23 protein-coding genes are annotated in these 19860 nt (G+C 47.9%); 14 read left to right on the forward strand and 9 right to left on the reverse strand.

Translation table 11 applies throughout. The features are described from left to right. Positions 1 to 148: 148 nt before the first annotated feature. From gcvT to WG68_RS09875, 5 genes are all read left to right on the forward strand, one after another. Entirely contained in the window at positions 149 to 1228 is a 1080-nt protein-coding gene (gene gcvT, locus WG68_RS09855) for a glycine cleavage system aminomethyltransferase GcvT (RefSeq protein WP_046557517.1), read from the forward strand. 78 nt (positions 1229 to 1306) lie between these two features. After that, entirely contained in the window at positions 1307 to 1696 is a 390-nt protein-coding gene (gene gcvH, locus WG68_RS09860) for a glycine cleavage system protein GcvH (RefSeq protein ID WP_046557518.1), read from the forward strand. Between the two features lie 98 nt (positions 1697 to 1794). Continuing rightward, positions 1795 to 4686 (forward strand): aminomethyl-transferring glycine dehydrogenase, encoded by a 2892-nt coding sequence (gene gcvP / locus WG68_RS09865; protein WP_046557519.1) that lies wholly within the window; start codon positions 1795 to 1797, stop codon positions 4684 to 4686. Between the two features lie 354 nt (positions 4687 to 5040). After that, entirely contained in the window at positions 5041 to 6780 is a 1740-nt protein-coding gene (locus WG68_RS09870; protein ID WP_046557520.1) for an AIPR family protein, read from the forward strand. A 401-nt stretch (positions 6781 to 7181) separates the two neighbouring features. Then, positions 7182 to 7577: a Rap1a/Tai family immunity protein gene (locus WG68_RS09875; protein WP_152663069.1), complete on the forward strand. Its 396-nt coding sequence runs from the start codon at positions 7182 to 7184 to the stop codon at positions 7575 to 7577. Positions 7578 to 7631: 54 nt separating this feature from the next. Here the strand turns inward: WG68_RS09875 and WG68_RS09880 are convergent, their stop codons facing one another. The 3 genes from WG68_RS09880 to vapB all read right to left on the reverse strand — a co-directional run bounded on the left by WG68_RS09880 (position 7632) and on the right by vapB (position 8945). Continuing rightward, positions 7632 to 8165, reverse strand: coding sequence for a hypothetical protein (locus WG68_RS09880; RefSeq protein WP_046557522.1), 534 nt, complete (start codon positions 8163 to 8165; stop codon positions 7632 to 7634). Between the two features lie 91 nt (positions 8166 to 8256). Continuing rightward, positions 8257 to 8673 carry a PIN domain-containing protein gene (locus WG68_RS09885; RefSeq protein ID WP_235357715.1) on the reverse strand — a complete coding sequence of 139 codons (417 nt, stop codon included), beginning with the start codon at positions 8671 to 8673 and terminating at the stop codon, positions 8257 to 8259. 44 nt (positions 8674 to 8717) lie between these two features. Continuing rightward, entirely contained in the window at positions 8718 to 8945 is a 228-nt protein-coding gene (vapB, locus tag WG68_RS09890; protein WP_046557524.1) for a type II toxin-antitoxin system VapB family antitoxin, read from the reverse strand. A gap of 280 nt (positions 8946 to 9225) precedes the next feature. On the opposite strand from vapB, the gene WG68_RS09895 reads away from it, so the two are divergent. From WG68_RS09895 to WG68_RS09930, 7 genes are all read left to right on the forward strand, one after another. Next, positions 9226 to 9495: a CopG family ribbon-helix-helix protein gene (locus tag WG68_RS09895; RefSeq protein WP_046557525.1), complete on the forward strand. Its 270-nt coding sequence runs from the start codon at positions 9226 to 9228 to the stop codon at positions 9493 to 9495. Next, positions 9495 to 9770, forward strand: coding sequence for a type II toxin-antitoxin system RelE/ParE family toxin (locus WG68_RS09900; protein WP_046557526.1), 276 nt, complete (start codon positions 9495 to 9497; stop codon positions 9768 to 9770). Before WG68_RS09895 ends, WG68_RS09900 begins: the two co-directional genes overlap by 1 nt. A gap of 210 nt (positions 9771 to 9980) precedes the next feature. Then, on the forward strand, positions 9981 to 10244 hold the full coding sequence (locus tag WG68_RS09905) for a type II toxin-antitoxin system ParD family antitoxin (RefSeq protein WP_046557527.1): 264 nt from the start codon (positions 9981 to 9983) through the stop codon (positions 10242 to 10244). Then, complete coding sequence (locus WG68_RS09910) at positions 10225 to 10527, forward strand: type II toxin-antitoxin system RelE/ParE family toxin (protein WP_046557528.1); 303 nt, start codon at positions 10225 to 10227, stop codon at positions 10525 to 10527. The genes WG68_RS09905 and WG68_RS09910 overlap by 20 nt, the downstream gene beginning before the upstream one ends. Positions 10528 to 10672: 145 nt before the next feature. Further along, entirely contained in the window at positions 10673 to 11617 is a 945-nt protein-coding gene (locus WG68_RS09915; protein ID WP_046557529.1) for an ATP-grasp domain-containing protein, read from the forward strand. A 201-nt stretch (positions 11618 to 11818) separates the two neighbouring features. After that, positions 11819 to 12520, forward strand: a complete 702-nt coding sequence (locus WG68_RS09925) for an RluA family pseudouridine synthase (protein WP_046557530.1) — start codon at positions 11819 to 11821, stop codon at positions 12518 to 12520. A gap of 160 nt (positions 12521 to 12680) precedes the next feature. After that, positions 12681 to 13331 carry an energy-coupling factor ABC transporter permease gene (locus tag WG68_RS09930; RefSeq protein WP_235357716.1) on the forward strand — a complete coding sequence of 217 codons (651 nt, stop codon included), beginning with the start codon at positions 12681 to 12683 and terminating at the stop codon, positions 13329 to 13331. Between the two features lie 74 nt (positions 13332 to 13405). On the opposite strand, the gene WG68_RS09935 is transcribed toward WG68_RS09930, so the two are convergent. Continuing rightward, positions 13406 to 13861, reverse strand: a complete 456-nt coding sequence (locus WG68_RS09935; protein ID WP_046557549.1) for a CreA family protein — start codon at positions 13859 to 13861, stop codon at positions 13406 to 13408. Between the two features lie 220 nt (positions 13862 to 14081). Between WG68_RS09935 and WG68_RS09940 the strand changes: the two genes are divergently transcribed. Further along, positions 14082 to 14897, forward strand: coding sequence for a class I SAM-dependent methyltransferase (locus WG68_RS09940; protein WP_046557531.1), 816 nt, complete (start codon positions 14082 to 14084; stop codon positions 14895 to 14897). 91 nt (positions 14898 to 14988) lie between these two features. Here WG68_RS09940 and WG68_RS09945 read toward each other — a convergent pair whose 3' ends face one another. From WG68_RS09945 to WG68_RS09965, 5 genes are all read right to left on the reverse strand, one after another. Continuing rightward, complete coding sequence (locus tag WG68_RS09945; RefSeq protein ID WP_046557532.1) at positions 14989 to 16257, reverse strand: sensor histidine kinase; 1269 nt, start codon at positions 16255 to 16257, stop codon at positions 14989 to 14991. Continuing rightward, positions 16250 to 16942, reverse strand: a complete 693-nt coding sequence (locus WG68_RS09950; RefSeq protein WP_046557533.1) for a response regulator transcription factor — start codon at positions 16940 to 16942, stop codon at positions 16250 to 16252. The genes WG68_RS09945 and WG68_RS09950 overlap by 8 nt, the downstream gene beginning before the upstream one ends. Positions 16943 to 16944: 2 nt before the next feature. Beyond that, positions 16945 to 17862, reverse strand: a complete 918-nt coding sequence (locus tag WG68_RS09955) for an alpha/beta hydrolase family protein (RefSeq protein WP_046557534.1) — start codon at positions 17860 to 17862, stop codon at positions 16945 to 16947. A 273-nt stretch (positions 17863 to 18135) separates the two neighbouring features. After that, positions 18136 to 18540 carry a nucleoside diphosphate kinase regulator gene (gene rnk, locus WG68_RS09960; RefSeq protein WP_046557535.1) on the reverse strand — a complete coding sequence of 135 codons (405 nt, stop codon included), beginning with the start codon at positions 18538 to 18540 and terminating at the stop codon, positions 18136 to 18138. 316 nt (positions 18541 to 18856) lie between these two features. Beyond that, positions 18857 to 19489, reverse strand: a complete 633-nt coding sequence (locus WG68_RS09965) for an SOUL family heme-binding protein (RefSeq protein WP_046557550.1) — start codon at positions 19487 to 19489, stop codon at positions 18857 to 18859. Between the two features lie 121 nt (positions 19490 to 19610). Between WG68_RS09965 and WG68_RS09970 the strand changes: the two genes are divergently transcribed. Then, a partial coding sequence (locus WG68_RS09970) for a DUF1294 domain-containing protein (protein ID WP_046557551.1) occupies positions 19611 to 19860 on the forward strand: 250 nt, incomplete at its 3' end.

Here is a 19860-nt window from a genome sequence, read left to right on the forward strand (position 1 = left end):
GGCTGTTTGCCGCGGGGGCTATGCGGTATAATCGGTCGGTATTTTTTAGTCTCAAGCTTAGCATTTTTACGTAATAGCCTGAAAAATAAGGCTTATTGCTATTGTTGGTTTTACCGCTTGTGGCCCTCACAATAAGTAGGAAAAAATAATGGCTCAAAAAACTGCGTTACATGCCAGCCACCTTGCTGCTGGTGCCAAAATGGTCGATTTTTTTGGCTGGGATATGCCAATTAACTACGGCTCACAAATTGAAGAGCACCACGCTGTACGCCGCGATGCCGGTATGTTTGACGTTTCCCATATGACCATTGTTGACTTAACCGGCGAGCGCAGCCGTGAGTTTTTACGCTATTTACTGGCTAACGATGTTGCCAAACTAACGGTACCTGGCAAAGCGCTGTATACCGGCATGCTGAACCAGCAGGGTGGCGTGATTGACGACTTAATCGTCTATTTTATGCAGGACGAATTTTTCCGCTTAGTGGTGAATTCTGCCACCCGCGAAAAAGACTTAGCCCATATTAATGCCGAAGCCAAAGCCTTTAATGTTACCGTAACTGAGCGCCCGGAATTTGCGATGATTGCAGTACAGGGCCCGAATGCCAAAGCCAAGGTCGCCACCTTATTAAGCGCTGAGCAACTAGCCGCCGTTGCTGGTATGAAGCCCTTTTTTGGTGTGCAGGCTGGCGATTTATTTATTGCCACCACCGGTTATACCGGCGAAGACGGTTATGAAATTGCCATGCCTGAAGATCAGGCCGCGGCCTTCTGGCAAAAATTACTGGCAGCCGGCGTAGCGCCAGCGGGCTTAGGGGCGCGTGATACCTTGCGCCTGGAAGCAGGCATGAATTTATACGGCCAGGATATGGATGACACCGTATCGCCGCTGGCGGCCAACATGGGCTGGACTATTGCCTGGGCGCCAAGCGATCGTAACTTTATTGGCCGCACGGCGCTAGAGCAGCAAAAAGCCGCAGGTACCGATAAGCTGGTTGGTCTGGTAATGGAGCAAAAAGGTGTACTGCGCCATGGCCAACGCGTTGTGGTTGAGGGCGGCGAAGGCATTATTACTTCGGGCACCTTTTCGCCTACTTTAGGTTACAGTATTGCCATGGCCCGGGTACCGGCCACCACCGGCGATAGCGCCGAAGTGGATATTCGTGGCAAACTGGTTAACGTTAAAGTGGTGAAACCGGCTTTTGTACGCATGGGTAAAAAAGTCATCTAAAATCAGAATGTATAACATTAGAATTTATAACAGCAGACGTAGCACAACATACGTATAAAAACAGCGAAGGAATTTATAATGAGCTTAATCCCTACAGAATTAAAATATGCTTCTAGCCACGAATGGGTTCGCAACGACGGTGATGGTGTGTTCACTGTTGGCATTACCGAACACGCGCAGGAGCTGCTGGGCGACATGGTATTTGTTGAGCTGCCAGAAGTTGGTGCCAGCGTCAGCCAGGGCGACGATTGCGCTGTGGCAGAATCGGTAAAAGCGGCCTCAGATATTTACTCACCGCTGTCTGGCGAAGTAGTAGCAGTGAACGACGCGCTGGCAGACTCGCCAGAGCAGGTTAATGCCAGCCCGTATACCGACGGCTGGATGTTTAAAGTTAAAGCCAGTGATGCAAGCGAACTGGATGCGTTATTAGACGCTGCCGGTTACAAAAGCAGCATCGACGAAGCGTAATAAACAGATCGCAACAGCATAAAGCCCCGTACCTTACCGGGGCTTTATCTTACTAACAGCTGTTCTGAACGCTGTAACAATATTAGGACATTCAAGGCATGACCCATACCGCTGTGAAAACCCTGTCGCAACTTGCGAACCACGACGAATTTATTCAACGCCATATTGGCCCGGATGCGGCTGAAACTGCCGCTATGCTGGCTGAGCTGGGCGTTGACAACATGGAAACGCTGATTGCCCAAACCGTACCAGCCAGTATTCGCTTACCTAAGCCACTGGCCACCGGTAACAGCCGCACTGAACATGACGCCTTAGCGCATTTAAAGGCGGTGGCAGCGAAAAACAAAATGTATAAGTCATACATTGGTATGGGTTATCACCCGACGTTAACTCCGAATGTTATTTTGCGCAATGTGCTGGAAAACCCGGGTTGGTACACCGCTTACACGCCTTATCAGCCTGAAATTGCGCAGGGCCGTTTAGAAGCGTTGTTAAATTTCCAGCAAATGTCGTTAGATTTAACCGGCATGGAGCTGGCCAGTGCCTCACTGCTGGACGAAGCCACTGCTGCCGCTGAAGCCATGGCGTTAGCCAAGCGGGTAAGTAAAAGCAAAGCCAACCTGTACTTTATTAGCGACGATGTGCACCCGCAAACCATCGACGTGGTAAAAACCCGCGCCGAAATGTTTGGTTTTGATATTGTGATTGGTAAAGCAGAAGATGCCGCCAATCATGAGGTGTTTGGTGCCTTAATTCAGTACCCGACCACTAACGGTGATATCCGTAACGACAGCGCGTTAATTGCGGCGCTACAGGCGAAAAAAGCGGTGGTGGCGGTAGCCACTGATCCGATGGCATTAATGCTGTTAAAATCGCCGGGCGAGCTGGGTGCCGATGTAGTACTGGGCTCAATGCAGCGCTTTGGTGTACCGATGGCCTACGGCGGCCCGCATGCCGCGTTTTTTGCTACCCGCGATGCCTATAAGCGCTCAATGCCGGGCCGGATTATTGGTGTGTCGAAAGACCGTCGTGGCAATCAGGCACTGCGGATGGCTATGCAAACCCGCGAGCAGCATATCCGCCGCGAAAAAGCCAACTCGAACATTTGTACCGCCCAGGTATTGCTGGCCAATATTGCTTCGTTCTATGCGGTATACCATGGCCCAGAAGGCTTAAAAGATATTGCTGAGCGTATTCACCGCAGTGCCGATATTTTTGCTGCCGGCATCAAAGCCAAAGGCGTTGAGTTAGTTAACAGCCACTGGTTCGATACTGTCAGCTTTAAAGTAACTGACCGCGCTGCAGTAGTGAAGCGCGCGCTGGCGGCTGGCGTTAACCTGCGCACCGATGTTACTGACAGCCTGGCCGTTAGCTTTAGCGAAGCCACTCAGGCCGCTGATCTTGCCGAGCTGTTCGATATCGTATTAGGTGCTGATCACGGTTTAAGCGTTGATACGCTGGATAGCGCTATTGTCGCCAACGGCTCTGCGTCTATCCCTGCAGATCTGGTGCGCACCTCAGCAGTATTAAGCCACCCGGTGTTTAACCAGTATCACAGTGAAACGGAGATGCTGCGTTATATCAAAAAGCTGGAAAACAAAGATTTAGCACTGAACCACTCGATGATTAGCTTAGGGTCGTGCACCATGAAGCTGAACGCCACCGCTGAGATGATCCCCATCACCTGGCCGGAGTTTGGTTCATTACACCCCTTTGTGCCGCGCGATCAGGCCGACGGTTACTATGAAATGATCACCGAACTGGGCGATTGGCTGGTGAATATTACCGGTTACGATAATATCTCGATGCAGCCAAACTCAGGCGCCCAGGGCGAATACGCTGGTATGGTAGCCATTCGTAAGTACCATGAAAGCCGTGGTGAAGGCCATCGTAATATCTGTTTAATTCCGGTATCCGCACACGGTACTAACCCGGCCACAGCGGCCATGGCCAGTTACGATGTAGTTCTGGTAGATTGCGATAAGTCGGGCAATATCGATATGGCCGATCTGAAAGCCAAAGCTGCCGAAGTGGGCGAGCGCTTAGCGGCCATTATGGTGACTTATCCGTCTACTCACGGTGTGTTTGAAGAAACCATCGCTGAGTTGTGTGAGGTAGTTCACTCGTATGGTGGCCAGGTGTATATGGATGGCGCCAATATGAATGCTCAGGTGGGCTTAACCTCGCCAGGCTTTATTGGTTCAGACGTATCGCACTTAAACCTGCATAAAACCTTTTGTATTCCGCACGGCGGCGGCGGCCCGGGCATGGGCCCCATTGGCGTAAAAAGCCATTTAGCGCCATTTTTACCGAACCATGCGGTAGTAAAAATTGATGGTACCGCAGCAACAAACGGCGCGGTAGCGGCTGCGCAGTTTGGTAGCGCCGGTATTTTGCCTATCAGCTGGATGTATATCGCGATGATGGGCGGCGAAGGCTTAAAGCAAGCCACTGAGTTTGCCATTTTAAATGCCAACTATATGGCGAAAAAGCTCGACCCATTATTCCCGATCCTGTACCGCGGCACTAATGGCCGGGTAGCGCACGAGTGTATTATCGACATTCGGCCGTTAAAAGAAGCCAGCGGTATTACCGAGATGGATATTGCCAAGCGCTTAATGGACTACGGTTACCACTCGCCAACCATGAGCTTCCCGGTTGCCGGCACCCTGATGATTGAGCCTACTGAATCAGAAAGCAAAGCAGAGCTGGATAAGTTTATCGAAGCGATGACCAGTATCCGCGCCGAGATTGCCAAGGTAGAAGCCGGTGAGTGGACAGTAGACAACAACCCACTGGCCTACGCGCCGCACACCATGGCCGATATTCTGGATCCAGCCTGGGATCGCGCCTACGAGCGCACCTACGGCGCCTTCCCGGTAGCCTATGTAGCCGAGAACAAGTTCTGGCCAACCGTTACCCGGATAGATGACGTGTACGGCGATCGCAACTTAATGTGCGCCTGTCCAAGCCCGGAAGCTTATCGGTAAGCAAATCACTAAGCGTGTAGCGTTTTACCGCAATAACTACAAACCCCGGCCAGCGTGTTGGGGTTTTTTTATGGGTATATTGCCCAGCATGCCGGATACAACGCTCTTCCTCACTCGCCGGGGCAACTCGCCAGCTGCCACGCGGCAGGGCTCAGACACTCCCCGGTTCCTTCAAAAGAGGTTCTATCCTACCAAAACAGCTGTACCTATAAGTTGTTGTAAATTTTAAAGAAGCGGTGTAGTGTTCTGTACATTAAATTTACAAAGGCAGGTTGACTCATATTTAAGTGCGGGTCGACCCACTAATAAGCGCTACACACTTTTTTAAATTCAGCTTTAGCATCAGGAATGTAAATGGATAAAATAACAGGTTCCCTATTGCATTCTTTTGTAGCTCAAAATGAGCTTGAAAGAATGGACGAGTCGACTCAATTTGAACACTTCTCAAACTATTCAATTGCTTCTAAGCACTTCAGGGGAAGTTTTGAATTAGATGATATTCATAGTGGGGCAGGTGGAGACTGCGCAATTGATGGAATATTTATTATTGTCAACGGGAGAATTGTTACAGAAGCTGATGAGCTCAACGACATTGTTGATACTGCAGGTCATTTAGACGCCGACTTATATTTTATTCAATCTAAAACAACCTCATCTTTTAGTGGGGCCGATATTGGTTCATTTATTCATGGTGTGAAAGATTTCCTCAGTGATACTCCGCAACTAGTTCAAAATTTGAAAATCCAGAAAATAAAAAAAATATGGGAGGACATAATATTAAAGTCTTCGTACATGGTGAATCGGCGACCATATTGTAAGTTATTCTACATTTGTACAGGAAAGTGGGTAGAAGATAAAAATTTAAAAGCTGTAATTAGTTCAGGTGTAAATGAAATAGATAGTATCGGTTTATTTGACTCTGTTAACCTGGAGGCTCTCGGTGCTTCTGAAGTTCAGAGGCTTTACCATGAAACAAAAAATAAATTATCAGCGACAATTACCTTTCAAAATAAAGTAACCTTGCCTGATATCAATGGTGTATCAGAGGCATATTTAGGAGTTATTCCTTTTGGTGAGTATTTGAAGTTAATACAAGATGAAAATCAGACTATACATAGTATATTTGATGATAACGTTAGAGATTTTCAAGGTAACAACCAAGTAAATAAAAAAATAAAAAATACCTTAGAATCTGGAGATTTTGATCTTTTTTGTGTATTGAATAACGGTGTAACAATTGTTGCTACTTCAATAACACCTGTTTCTAACCGGTTTACGATAAGGGATTACCAGGTTGTTAACGGCTGCCAGACAAGCCATGTACTTCACGATTGCCAAGGAATTGAAGGGGTTGAAAGAGTATTTGTTCCAATAAAAATTATTGTTACAGACGACGAAGATATTAAAACTAATATTACTTTGGCTACAAACAGCCAAACGGAAGTTAAGACAGAGCAACTAGAAGCACTTAGTGTATTTCAGAAAAAACTGGAGCTTTACTTTAATGCTGAAAAAAACAGCATTCCTTTGTATTATGAGCGGCGTTCGCAGCAGTATAATTCAAATGCTGGGATCAAAAGAACTCAGATAATATCTATACCAATTCAAATAAAATCATTTGCGTCCATGTTTTTAAGTTCACCACATTTGGTTACAGGCTACTATGGAACAATTGTCAAAAGATTTTCAGGGCAGATGTTCAATGAAGAGCATAAATATTCACCTTATTATGTTAGTGCATTATCTTACTTTAGAATCGAGCAGTTTTTCCGAAGTGGAGATCTGAAGGCTGAAAATAAAAAGGCTCGTTTTCATATCATGTTTATAGTAAGGCTATTATGTATGGGTGAGCAGTTAGACTTATTCAATAGTAATAAAATGGATAAGAACTGCGAGAAATTCAAAGCAACTCTTTTAAAAGACAATGAAGCGTTGAAAGTTTTCAAGGAGGCAGAATCTATTTTTGAAAATTCAGGCTTAGATATGGATAAAAAACAATATAAGTCAGAGTCAGAGACGGAGCAGTTAGTTTCAGCTTACAAAGCGTATAACAAAGCAAGTAAATCGGATGGAAAAATTGCTGCGGGTTCTTGAATAGACAAGAAATCAAAGGAGCAGGTTTATTGATTTTGGATAATTGGGTTGCTCTAGAGGAAAACTAATTTCTCAAACCAATCCTCAACCGACAAATCTGGTACCCGCTTACATCGAGGTGTAGGGTCAGGTCTTGCGAGGCGTAGGGTCAGGTCTAATGTGATGACTCGCCTCCCATCCTGTCTTGGGTGCGGGGTCAGTGGGTGCGGGGTCAGGTCAGTGGGTGCGGGGTCAGGTCTTGCCTTTTGTGGGTGCGGGGTCAGGTCTTGCCTTTTGCCAAGGAGGCACGGGGTCAGGTCTTGCTTTTTGCCAATCGAGAAAGGCAATAATGAAGTAAAAGTACCAATGTCGGCGGCGATAAGGCAATGTTTGTTATTAATTTCGCTGGCAAGGGCCTAAATATGCAAATCCGATCCTTAGTTCTTTCTGTGTCACTGTTTAGTGCGCTTATTAGCTGTACAGCCTTGGCTACCGGCCAAGATAATGCCAGGGTGCCGCTGGATCGCCTGCAGGCCTTAAGCAACGGCCAGCCAGTTACGCCATTGCCGCCATCATTTTCAGCGCAAGCTACCAAGGGTATTGCCAATGATCAGTTAGCGATGTATCTGGCCGGTGTTATCGACAGTGGCGAGGGGCAACATTGGTGTGTCGCGGCATCGGGCTTGCCACCGCATGACGTTAATCAACAACTGCTGGCAGAACTGCAACGCGATTTGCAGCAGAAGAAAGTCGCTGCTAATGCTAACTCCGCAGTGCAGCTGGCCAGCAAATTAAAAGTTTTATTTCCGTGTAAATAACGTTGGGTTAGATAGGTTGTAGCTATTATTTAACTGGCGCAGATAATCGGGCTTTTAACCTGCTGAAGACTTTTTCATCTCAGCAACAACTTCCAGCCTGATATGCCACACTTTTTGCTGGTATTGCACCAACTGCTTAAAGCGCTGCGTACTGAACAATACTGCGGCAATAACACCAGCCACTATGCCTATCCATGCCAGGGCAGTGAGTAATGCCGGGGAAAAATGGTCATAAACTAATAGCAGCCACAGTGCGCCTGCGACAGTAAAGAAAATGGCGTACGCCTGAGCCAACTTTATGCTGCCCAGTGAAGCTCTGCCTTGAATTAATCTGAGCAATAGCGACATCAGAACAAAAATCAGGGCAGTATCAGCCAACATCACCAGTGTAGAATACTCAAACCAGGTAAAGCTGAATAGCAACAGCAGCACGAAACTGGATAACAAAGTGCTCATCAATGCCGATAAGCCAATACCAAAATGCGGTGGGAATAAACCGTGGTAGTCAGTACCCATTTTGGTCTTTATGGCATGCGCAATTGAAATACCAGACAAGATACTTTGGCGCTCACTTTTAAAGGACTTCATGATTATTGTTCAATGTTCCAAAATTCAAAATCAAAAAGGTCAGCATCATTGATTTTGGCTAAGTGGGTTGCTCTCGAGGGAAATTAAGTTCTCAAACCGACCAATCTTCAACCTGCAAATCCGCTACCCGCTTAAATTCCCGGGTGTTGTTAGTTACCAAAATACAACCTGCGGCGATGGCATTACCGGCGATGGCGGCATCGTTGGCGCCTATGGGCGTACCTTGCTCTGCCAGATAGCGTTTAATGTTGGTGGTGGCGTCGACGGCCGCTTTATCCCATGGCAGTATGGCGTCGATACGCTCAATAAATTCGTCGACAATAATATTGTGCCTGGGTGAGGCTTTTTTACCGATGGCGCCAAACCGTAGTTCGGCATAGGTAATGGCTGAAATAACCAGCCGGTGTTTTGCGGCAACGTACTGTTGCAGGGTTTGCAGCAATACGGCGGGGCGCTCGCGCATAATGTATGAGCAAATATTGGTATCGAGCATATACAGGTTTTTCAAAGTACTCTTTCCTGCACTTTTCATAGTTCTTGTCACAGCACTTGTCATAACAGAACCCGGCCATCTTCAACGATGTCAGCGCGCTCCTGCATAAAATCGGCATCAGCTGCAGGCGCACTGGCAAAGCTAGCCCAGCTTTTACGGGCAGGGCGTAATACCAGGGTATCGCCTTCGCGGCTTATTTCTACTTCGGCCACACCTTCAAATTCATATTCTTTGGGGATGCGTACCGCCTGGCTTCTGCCATTGGTGAATAACGCTGCTGTTTTCATCTGCCACCTCAATTAAGGCCTATTACAGGTATAGGCCAGTGTAGTAGTTGGCTTGTATATGTCAAGCCTATGTATATGGTGGCCGATTATCGATGCTGTGATGAGCCAAGGCGGGTAGTGCTGTTGTTCTCTCAACATGCCGGATACAACACTCTTCCTCCCTCACCGGATTGCTTCTGCTGACATATCAATGAACCTGACCCTATCGATCCATCTCTTGCTGAAATCATGCTTAATCACTATGATTAGTAAATAATCATAGTGAATCAGGAGTACACCTATGGCTCAAGCCGGAACTAAAGTGCTGACAGCCCATATACCTCTGCCACTGGCAGAAAGGGTTGATCAGCTTGCGCTGAAGTTAGAGCGCTCACGGGGGTGGATCATGAAACAAGCGTTGACAGCCTGGTTGGAACAGGAAGAAGCACGGGAGCGCCTGACGCGGGAAGCCCTGGCAGATGTTGACGCCGGGCGGGTAACTGATCATCAGGCGGTGTTGGCGTGGGCTGAAAGCCTCGATACCGATCAACCCTTACCGACACCTCGCTAATGCAATTAAAGTGGACCAGCAAAGCGCTGTCTGATATTAGCCGGCTATATGAATTTCTGGCAGAAGAGAATAAACAAGCCGCGGCCAAAACCGTGCAAAGTTTGACAAAAGCCCCGGCAATTTTAATAAGCAATCCACGGATAGGAGAGCAGCTATTTGAGTTTATGCCCCGGGAGGTGCGCCGTTTATTAATAGGCAATTATGAGCTGCGCTATGAATTGCAGGATGGCACGATTTACCTTTTACGCTTGTGGCATACACGTGAAGAGCGCTAAGGGCAGCCGTTGCCTTGCTGCTGAAATATCAATGAACCTGATCCTATCGATCACATAAACTCTAACTCAGCTGTGCAACTTGCCAGCAAATTTAAAGTTCTATATCAGTGTAAAATAACATCGAGTTAGACAAGCTCAGGAAAATTCGCAGCGGGTAAAAAATACGCTATACTGCACCAATAGTATGATTATTAGCGAGGTAGTACCATTATGGCTGCGATCCGAAAAACAATTACTTTAACCGAGCAGCAAGGCGAATGGGTTAAAACACGTATTGCCTCTGGTGATTTTACCAATGACAGTGAGTATTTCCGTGATTTAATTCGCCGCGATCAAGCCCGCAATGAGCAACTTGAAGCAGTGCGGGCAGCGCTAATTGAGGGGGAGCAAAGCGGTATAAGCACTCGTTCTGCTGATGATATTTTGCGAGCTGCAAGAAAAAGGCTTAAAGCTGATGGCACGATACCGGCTTAGCTGTAGCGCAGATCAGGATCTTTTCGATATCTATATCTATGGAGTGCAGACTTTCGGCGTTAACCAAGCTGAAGCCTATGTTGCGGGTATGCAAGCCCGTTTTCAAAACATTGCTGATACGCCCCGTTTATATCCGACTGTTGACAGCATTCGGCTGGGCTACCGTCGAGGCGTTTACGGTGTACATGCCATTTACTACCGTGAAGATGCTACAGGTGTGTTGATCGTTCGTATTTTACGAGGGCAGAATTTACCCACAGCATTTCAGGCAGATAATAGTTAGCAAAACCTCCCACCCAAAAGGTTTTATCTTCGAGAGTTTTAGGGGCAGATAAAAACTAACCGGATAATATTAGCGTTTCGATATACTGCACCCAGCGGCGACCAACCGATAAAATCATAACCCCGGCAATTAAAGGCTTAACCCAATGAGCAAGATTTACGTGTTACATGAAAACAATGAATGGACGGTTCACTTACAACGTAGACTCGATGAATTACATTTTCCTTATGAGTTATGGCATTTAGATGAGGGCTCGATTGATTTGTCGGGCGAGCCACCGCAAGGTGTTTTTTACAATCGTATGAGTGCATCGTCGCATACCCGGGATCACCGCTTTGCCCCTGAACTGGCTGGCGCGGTTATCGCCTGGTTGGAATATCATGGGCGTAAAGTGATAAACGGCAGTCGCGCCTTGAGTTTGGAGATCAGCAAAGTACATCAATACTTAGCTTTAGAAAAAGCAGGCATAGCTACGCCAAAAACCATTGCCGCAGTAGGAAAAAAGCACATTGTTGAAGCGGCAAATGCGCTGGGTATAGGCTCATTTATCACCAAGCATAATCGTGCGGGTAAAGGGCAGGGGGTGCAATTATTTCACTCGGTACAGGCATTACAAGACTATCTTGAAGGTCCCAATTTTGATGCGCCGGTTGATGGCATTACCCTGATTCAGCAATATATTAAAGCGCCCGAACCTTTTATCATCCGGCACGAGTTTATTGGCGGCAAGTTTTTGTATGCGGTTAAAGTTGATACTTCTGCAGGCTTCGAACTTTGCCCGGCCGATGCTTGCGCAATAGGTGACATGTTTTGCCCCACTGACGAAACACTCGCTCAGCCAAAGGCAAAATTTGAAATACTTCAAAATTATCGGCCTGCGTTTATCGAGCAGTATGAAATGTTTCTTAAAGCGAACGCCATTCAGGTTGCTGGTATAGAGGCAATTCAAGATGCCGACGGCAACAGCTATGCCTATGATGTGAACACCAATACTAATTATAATTCTGACGCTGAGGCAACAGCGGGGCAATTCGGCATGCTTGAGCTGGCTCATTATCTTAAAGCTGAGTTAGATAAAATATCGTTGTAAGGGGCGCTTGGGATCATGCCAAAATCAAACGGTCAGTGTCATTGATTTATAGCTGAGATCCACGAAGTAAAACTGGCTCGCCTGCGTGAACAATTGAAAGTGGGTACTGACCAACTGGACCGTGGCGAAGGTATCGCCATTGAGTCAAAGGCGGCACTGGATGTACTGTTTGACGATATAAAAGGCTAAACAGGAGGGCTTTTGCACATTATTGATACCTTTATCGCGCCGGCCTGTGCAGACGTTGTGAATATTTTATATCAGGATGCGGACATTTTATTAATCAGCAAGCCCTCTGGCCTGCTGAGTTTATCGGGTAAAAACCCGCTTAACCTTGACTCGGTGCACTATCGGTTAGTGCATGGTCGGTTGGTTAATGGCCAGTCCGGGATAAGCCCGGCGTTGGCGCTGGCTAAATTACCGCATCGGCTAGACTTTGGTACCTCGGGTATTATGCTGGTGGGGCTTAACCAACATGCCTCTGTGCATCTGAATAAACAATTTCAGGCAGGTTCAGTGCAAAAGCGCTATACCGCTATGTTAGAAGGCTGGGTGAGTGCTGACGAAGGGGTAATAACGGCGCCTATTGCCAAAGATAACAGCCAGTTTCCGAAGGTTAAAATTTGCGATAGTGGTAAAGCTGCCTCCAGCCACTTCAAAGTATTAAAGCGGTTAAGCGAACCCAAGCGCAGCCTGGTGCAATTTACGCCTTTAACCGGCCGCACGCATCAGCTGCGCATTCATAGCCTGAGCATTGGCCACCCCATTCTGGGGTGTGATTTGTACCACAGTGACAGCAGCCAACAGCTGGCGGAGCGCTTATTACTGCATGCCAGCGATATTTATTTTCAGCATCCGGCAACCGGTGAGCCATGCCATGGGCACTGTGCCAGCCCTTTTTAGGTTTTATCCTCTATTGGTTAAGGCAATACTTGAAAGAGAACGGGTGTTGCAGTTGTTCTCTCTGCACTACGAATAGAACCTCTACCGCTATTGCTTCAGCTGATGACTGTATCTGCGACTGTCGCTACAATAGCCTGACCTGTTGCAAAGGGAGTTATCAATGATGAACAGTTGGCAATTGGCCGGTGCGGTGTTGGCGCTGTTGTTATTGATTTATAGCTACCCGCGCGAATTTATTCCTAAGTTGCGCGCTGAGCCTGATTATCAACACTTTGTGTTTGCATCAGTCGTGGCGCTTAGTTTGCTGTGGAGCGTGCAAGCGGGTATTAAAGACGGCCTGAACCTGCACTTTCTGCTGGTAACGACGCTGGTGCTATGTCATGGCTGGCGTATCGCCTGCTGGATTTGTCTGCTGCCAATGTTATTGTTAATCGGCTTTAATAAACTGCCCTGGCAAGACGCCGGTTTGTTTGCGCTTTGCAGTTTTTTGCTGCCGGCACTGTTTAGCTATAGCCTGTTTTTAGCCAGCTATCGCTATTTAAACCGACATTTGTTTGTGTATATTTTTGTCGCCGGCTTTTTAGCTGCGGCATTAACTATGGTGCTGAAAATCAGCCTGACAGCCTTATGGTTTGGCCTGGCCGGCCACTACAGCTGGCCAGAAATTATCGATAATTACTGGGTTTTAGCCATATTAATGTGGTTTCCCGAAGCATTGCTTAATGGTGGTGCTATTACTTTGATGGCCATTTACCGTCCACACTGGTTACGCACCTTTAATGACAGGGAATACCTGTCGCCTGAGCGCTAAACTTTATTGGTTAAGCCGACACCGAAAGATAACAGGGGGGGCAGTTGTTCTTGTATCAAACCGTCATTAATTCTTCACTTCGCTGCGTTATATGCTTCGGTGCCCCACAGCGGTACGGTAGACAGGCTGTGCTTAAAGCTGCCGGAGGTTTCCTTGGTCGAGTACGATACATACATCAGTGTCTGATTGTCAGCATCAAGAATACGGCGAATTTTCATGCTTTTAAAGAAGATACTTTTTGATTTGCTAAACAGCACCTCACCGCTCTTACTCTTATCTATTTGGGCAATCATTTCTGCGGTAATAGGGCCAGTCTGGCGACAGGCGACAGAGCTGTCCGATGGGTCAGAAAAGTCCAGATTGGCTTCAATGCTCGAGACATGACAGGTAACGCCGGTCACCACCGGATCGATAAAAGCATCTATCTTGATATCCTTGGTGGTGAATACGCCTAATGATACGTCGCCCACTTCATTTTTGTTACAACCGGCGAGTGTCAGTAGCAGCAATACACAATAAACAGGGCGCATAGTCATATTTCCTCAGGTTGATGATGTTAATTCTGCCATCCTGGTAGTCGGCACCAAAGCAACATCAGCTGTGAACCAGCATAGCATTGCCGGCAATGTAAGTGATAGATGGATAACGCACTCAAACTCACTTGGCGATCCTTTTCTTTTAAAAATACCTAAATCAGGTTACCTTTTATCCGGTTTTTCAAATGAATAAATACTGCAAAAGGAAGTGGTTATGTTAACTAAGTTAGTCGCGGTAAGTCTGTTATTACTGGCCAGCTATGCCAGTTTCAGTGCCAGCGCTGATATCAGCCTGGCGTTACAACATGAGGTGCGTACCGACGCGAATAAAGTGCGGGATAATGCGCGTAAACCTGAGCACACCCTGACATTTTTTGAGGTGGCACCACAAAGTACCGTGGTAGAAGTATGGCCGGGATCGGGCTGGTATACCGAGATCCTGGCGCCGCTACTGGCCGGGCAAGGTAAACTGTATGCTGCCCATTTTTCAGATAAGTTTAGTTTGCTGCCCGCAAACTATATGCAGAAAACGCGTGCTGACTACCAGGCCAAACTGGCGGCGCACCCGGTGTATGGCAATGTTAGCTTAACTGAGTTTGCGCCCCTTGCCGATATGGTTATAGCACCGGCCGGCAGCGCTGATGTCGTGCTGTCTATTCGTAATCAGTTTTATATATTTGAAGGCGAAGAGTCGTTAAAGCACGCTTTGGTGACCTTTTATCAGGCATTGAAGCCAGGCGGCGTATTAGGGGTGGTGGCGCCGCGTCTGCCAGACCATTTACTTGACTCAGATTGGAGTAAATCGGGCTATGTGCCCGAGCAATTATGGTTGGCGCTGGCTGCAGACGCCGGGTTCAGCTTTGAAGCGCAAAGCAATGTGCTGCTTAACCCGAAAGACACGGCGGACCACCCAGCTGGGATCTGGTCTTTGCCACCTGCATTGGCCGGTGATGAAAAAGATAAAGATAAGTATCTGGCGATTGGCGAAGCGAACCAGATGGTGCTGAAGTTCAGAAAGCCACGCAGTTAGGCTTCAGCTTTAAAGAGAAAAAGCATGCGGCTAAAAGGAAAGCCAATACCAGCACCCCGCTATTGGCCGTTAAAACTCGAGCTGCTATTCTTTATGCTAATGGCGCTATTGGTGTGGCTTGTGGCAAGGTGACCTGCACACGAGTGCCTTGTTCAGAGCTTTGAATATCGCAGTGTAGTTGCCATTTTTCACATAAGCGGCTGACAATAGACAAGCCCATCCCTTGTCCCTGGCTGTGCGGTCCTTTGCTACCCGGCCTAAATAGCTGCGATTGCAGATCTTCGGCAATGCCACTGCCACTGTCTGACACAGTTAATAGTGAATGTTGGTAACTGATAGAAATGGTACCAGCATGGGTATAGCTGAACGCATTAGCCAGCAGATTATTCAATAGGATCAATAGCGGTGCCTCAGCTATTGCTACCCGACTGCCGGCTGCGATAGTCAGTTCTAGCTGAATGTCTTTATCAGCTAACAAGTAGTGTTGCTGCAGAATACTGGTTTCTACTACGGGTAACAGTTGGCAGCTACCTGCTGCGGGTGACTGTTCACGTGCCAGTGCCAGCAGGCTACTAATGGTTTGTTCTATTTGTTGCTGAGCTGCATTAAGACGATTTACCAGGATACTTTGTTCTGCGCTGAGTGGGCTGCCAGCCAGTAAGTTTAGCGCCCCCTGACTTATCGTTACCGGGGTGCGCAGCTCATGTGATAGATCTCGGGTAAACAGCTGCTCCCGGTTGATAAAGTCGTTGGTGCGCGCCCAGGATAGCTCTAGTGTGGTAGCTAACTGACCAATTTCATTCGGTGTAAATTTGGCAGCAAACCCTGTTGGCGGGGATTGCTGTGGCGTATTGCCAATTAAAGCGGTTAGCTGCTGCAATGGCGTAAGTAGCTTGCGGGCGATTAACCAAGCCAGGCAACTGGTTAATAGCAGGGTAATCAGCAGTTCCAGCAACAGAAACTTCAGCATTAGCGGACGTATGTCACGTACAATTAAATGCTGGCTGACTTCTGCCAGTAAATAACCTTGTGATAGTTGCTGTAAATGAAAGTGCTGGTTGTCGTCACCGGTAAATTCAGTGCGCCTGGGTTGGCGTTTTATGATGCTATCAATTCCAGATGGCAGTGCTTCCACTGTAGCGTAGTAATGCATATAAGCGAGCCTGGGGGCCGGTTGTAAACCGGCCGCAAGCTGTTGCTCTGCCATGATTGCTTCTTCGGCCAGTTGACTGGCAAAGAAGCGATCTTCTATATGGTAGGCGAACAAAAAAGTGGTCAGGCTAAATACGACAGCGATAAACAATGTCGCCAAGGCAAACGTTGCCAGAATTTGCTGTCGTAAAGAGGGGGCTTTATTCATTGCTGTTTAGCTCCAGCGCAAACCCAACACCCTGTATCGTTTTTAACATGGGCTTGTTAAAGGGTTTATCCAGCACTTTTCTAAGCTGATATAAATGTGACCGCAGCGCATCCGATTCGGTAGACTCATCACCCCAGATCTTACTGTATAGTTCGCTGCGGCTGACGGGGCGCGGATGGGCTTCTATTAATAAACATAAAATTTGCCAGCAAATTGGTTTTAGCTGCAACATTTTACCCTCTCTGCTAATTTGGCGACGCTGTTTGTCCAGCAATAATCCGCCAAGTTTTAGCTGATGGGGTTGATGTAAGTTGCGCCGGGCTAATACCTGACAGCGAGCCCACAGCTCAGAAAGCGCGAAAGGCTTGGCCAGGTAATCATCGGCGCCGCTGGCAAAGCCCGCCAGTTTATCATCCAGGGTATCGCGGGCAGTTAACATCAATACCGGTATGTGGCGGTTAGCCTGTTGTCGCAGCGTTTTACACAGCGTTAATCCGTCCAGCTGTGGTAGCATTAAATCCAGTACAATAACATCGTAGTAATGTTGTAGTGCCAGTTGCAGCCCTTGCTGGCCGTTTCTGGCAAAATCCAGCACAGCGCCACGCGGCGTGAAATATTCAGCAATATTGGCACTGATAGCGCTGTTGTCTTCAATCAGTAACAGGGTTAACGGCTGCTCAGCCATGATTAGAACCAGCTTTCCAGAGTTTGCACATAAGATGCCGGTAACAGGTGGCCGCCGTCAAAGCTAAAATGCATTTTGTTAGTGTTGGGCAGCGCTGCAAAAAGTTGCTGATTCTGCTTTTTACTGGCGTATTCATCGCTATTGGCGCTGAACAACCACACTGGGTTATCTGCCAGGCCGGACAGCATATTCAGTGGTGCGACGATAGCAGTCCGGTTATTGATATGCGGCGGCACTATCGCAATAACCCTGTTAATCCGCTCATCCGTCGCGGCCAGTAATAAACTGATATGGGCCCCCATACTGTAACCGGCAATATTGATATTATCAGCTGCAAACTGTGGTTGCTGTGCCAGCCAATCCAGCAAGACTCTGTGATCACGCACAGTATCAATCAGCATGCTTTCATAAGGCTTGCGCTTACCCCACCAATGCAGATTATGAATAATATCAGCTATGCCGTTGGCCGGATCTTTGCGCTCGCCATGGTTGCGGGCGTCGATGGTGATCACGGCATAGCCGTTAGTCAGCGCCATCGCGGTGATTTGGTCGGTATTTTCCCGGGTAGGGCGGCCGTTAAAGCTGTCTTGCCACCAGCGCACCTGGGCGCGCCCCATTGCATGAGCGCCTATTAATACCGGTAAAGGCTTGCCGTGGCTGGGTAAAGGTTGGGGATAACGCAGTTGGCCGTTTACCGTTGCACCATCAAAACTGCGGTAGCTAAAGCTGTAGCTATTGGTGTCGAGCTGTTGCAACTGCATGGCGACAGGTTGCACTATCGGGTAGCTATAATGCTGGCTAATCTCTTCCGGGCTTACCTGATAAGGCTTTAAACCAAATACTCCGTACCAGGTGCCGGCAAGTAGCGCAGTGGTGCCAAGTAATGCCAACAATCCTATTTTTAGCGTTTTCATTTTCATTATCGTGCTCCATAATCAGCGTTGCGGTTAATCCGGGCCGGAGTAAGCGTAGCGCTATGCTTGTGAAGCAGTTGTGAAATGTTAAACGCAGCTCAAAACTCAGTAAGCTATATGGCGTGAGGGGTATGCCCGCACTGGTTGCGACCTTTTAATGACAGGGACCTGTCGCCTGAACGTTAGCAGCTAAGGAGTTTGGGCTAGAATTAGATGAAAGGCACCATTTACCTCTGGTGCCAGGTTCGTGCCTGCAGAATGTGTTGCCTGCTCTGGGGCTTAGCGATGATAAGCGCCTTCGCGCTCTGGCTGATATAGCACTTCTTCCACGGTAATGCTCGACATCTCGCCACTGGGTAACGGCCAATTAATGGTATCGCCGGTTTTCAGGCCGAGTAACGCGCAGCCAACCGGTGCCAGCACCGAAATAGTGTTGCCGCTTTGGTCGGCGTTTTTCGGGTATACCAGGGTTAAGGTACTGATTTTGCCGCTGGCCAGGCGAAAACGTACCGTGGAATTCATACTAACCACATTGGCCGCCAGCTGCTCCGGTGCCACGACATTGGCGCGTTCCAGCTCCTGGCTTAAGGTAACATAGCCAATACTGTCTGCATTAAGGCTGGTAAGTAACGCGTCCAGCCGATCATAATCGGTAGTGGATAGGGTGATATCGGGAGAGTTCATTGCCGGCTCCTTAATTTGCCAGGTTTAACATTAAGCATAAATAGTATGAGTAATAAGCAGATGTTAGGCCGGTTTCGCGCAGGGCAAAACCGGCCTAGGAATGGCAGGCGATTGCAGTACTATGCTGGCAATAAACCAGGTGGTTTAGTGCCTTAAACTTAAGATAGGTTTGCATCAGGCAACCATAGTGTATTGGCTGCAAAACTGCAACAGCGTTGTGGTGGCAAAAGTCTTTAGCAATGGTATTGCTCGGAATACCAGGGGCGGATAACAATTTAATCCTAAAGCGGCCAGCTGCATTCGCTAAAACAAGCCGCTATGGGATGTTTAGCTCTATGAGTACTTCATTTTTGCGCAACATCGGCAGTGTTAGCGGTCCGTTATAGCCGGCCTCTACCGGTTCACTACTTGCTGTGTAGCCATTTTCTGCAATCCAGGCTTGCAGCAGGCGGGAGTGTTTTGCGACGTTCCGCTTGCTGAGCGTACCGCTAAACTGTATCGCCGCCACGGTGTAGTTTGTCAGCTCGCTAACCTTAACATCGGGGTTGGTCGGTTTAGGGGTGCTTTGCAGCGTAAACTCTTTGGGCATCACAAATGACATCATGGCGTCAGTATCAGTTCCTGTCATCAACACCGGCGCTGTCATCGCAATTTTCTCACCTTTAGCTGCTGCCTGCTCGCCCATAAATACCGGTGCTGTCATAGCGATAGTGCTGTTGCCTTCGTTTTCTCCACCGATATAGCGAAACAGCTTTCTAAAAGCACTATTGCGGCCATCGCCAGACATAGAGGTGGATACCAATACCATGGTGTCGTAACGGCGCACTTCTATGTTTTGCTGATCATCCGCTGTAATCAGGGTGTAGGGGGCGTCGTCGACACCGCTGTGGCCAAACACCGAACAGCCACTGAGCAACAGTGCCGCAGCAGTAGAGAGTAGTAATTTCACTTGTTTTCCTTTAAGTTGCCATAGCATGCAGCCTTATACGCACAACAGGCAGGAAGGTAGCAAGGTTTTTAAACATTTTAAAAAAGAGACCGCTAATGCGCTTAAAAGGAAAAATAACCCAGTGGTAAAGTCAGCAGGTACCTCAAACCTTTGGCCACTAAAACTGGTGCTGCTGTTTTTTATGCTGCTGGCGCTGCTGGTGTGGCTTGGCAAGTTACCCTTATTGGTGCTGCTGGCTTATGCCGTGCTCAGCCTGCTAGCCTTTGCTGTTTATGCCTGGGATAAACGCCAGGCGAAAAATGCCGGCCAGCGCACGCCAGAGTCTACCTTACAGCTATTGTCTTTGATACTCATTGAGCCTTCTCCCCCAG

It is taken from the genome of Arsukibacterium ikkense, from assembly GCF_000987775.1.
Taxonomy (GTDB): Bacteria; Pseudomonadota; Gammaproteobacteria; order Enterobacterales; family Alteromonadaceae; genus Alishewanella; species Alishewanella ikkense.

Coding starts and splice junctions, on each gene's coding strand:
- WG68_RS09870 (WP_046557520.1), top strand. CDS start 5,041: ATGGATAAAATAACAGGTTCCCTATTGCATTCTTTTGTAGCTCAAAAT.
- WG68_RS09875 (WP_152663069.1), top strand. CDS start 7,182: ATGCAAATCCGATCCTTAGTTCTTTCTGTGTCACTGTTTAGTGCGCTT.
- gcvH (WP_046557518.1), top strand. CDS start 1,307: ATGAGCTTAATCCCTACAGAATTAAAATATGCTTCTAGCCACGAATGG.
- WG68_RS09955 (WP_046557534.1), bottom strand. CDS start 17,862: ATGAAAATGAAAACGCTAAAAATAGGATTGTTGGCATTACTTGGCACC.
- WG68_RS09945 (WP_046557532.1), bottom strand. CDS start 16,257: ATGAATAAAGCCCCCTCTTTACGACAGCAAATTCTGGCAACGTTTGCC.
- gcvT (WP_046557517.1), top strand. CDS start 149: ATGGCTCAAAAAACTGCGTTACATGCCAGCCACCTTGCTGCTGGTGCC.
- WG68_RS09900 (WP_046557526.1), top strand. CDS start 9,495: ATGCAATTAAAGTGGACCAGCAAAGCGCTGTCTGATATTAGCCGGCTA.
- WG68_RS09905 (WP_046557527.1), top strand. CDS start 9,981: ATGGCTGCGATCCGAAAAACAATTACTTTAACCGAGCAGCAAGGCGAA.
- WG68_RS09940 (WP_046557531.1), top strand. CDS start 14,082: ATGTTAACTAAGTTAGTCGCGGTAAGTCTGTTATTACTGGCCAGCTAT.
- WG68_RS09895 (WP_046557525.1), top strand. CDS start 9,226: ATGGCTCAAGCCGGAACTAAAGTGCTGACAGCCCATATACCTCTGCCA.
- WG68_RS09880 (WP_046557522.1), bottom strand. CDS start 8,165: ATGAAGTCCTTTAAAAGTGAGCGCCAAAGTATCTTGTCTGGTATTTCA.
- gcvP (WP_046557519.1), top strand. CDS start 1,795: ATGACCCATACCGCTGTGAAAACCCTGTCGCAACTTGCGAACCACGAC.
- WG68_RS09950 (WP_046557533.1), bottom strand. CDS start 16,942: ATGGCTGAGCAGCCGTTAACCCTGTTACTGATTGAAGACAACAGCGCT.
- WG68_RS09910 (WP_046557528.1), top strand. CDS start 10,225: ATGGCACGATACCGGCTTAGCTGTAGCGCAGATCAGGATCTTTTCGAT.
- WG68_RS09930 (WP_235357716.1), top strand. CDS start 12,681: ATGATGAACAGTTGGCAATTGGCCGGTGCGGTGTTGGCGCTGTTGTTA.
- rnk (WP_046557535.1), bottom strand. CDS start 18,540: ATGAACTCTCCCGATATCACCCTATCCACTACCGATTATGATCGGCTG.
- WG68_RS09915 (WP_046557529.1), top strand. CDS start 10,673: ATGAGCAAGATTTACGTGTTACATGAAAACAATGAATGGACGGTTCAC.
- WG68_RS09935 (WP_046557549.1), bottom strand. CDS start 13,861: ATGCGCCCTGTTTATTGTGTATTGCTGCTACTGACACTCGCCGGTTGT.
- vapB (WP_046557524.1), bottom strand. CDS start 8,945: ATGAAAACAGCAGCGTTATTCACCAATGGCAGAAGCCAGGCGGTACGC.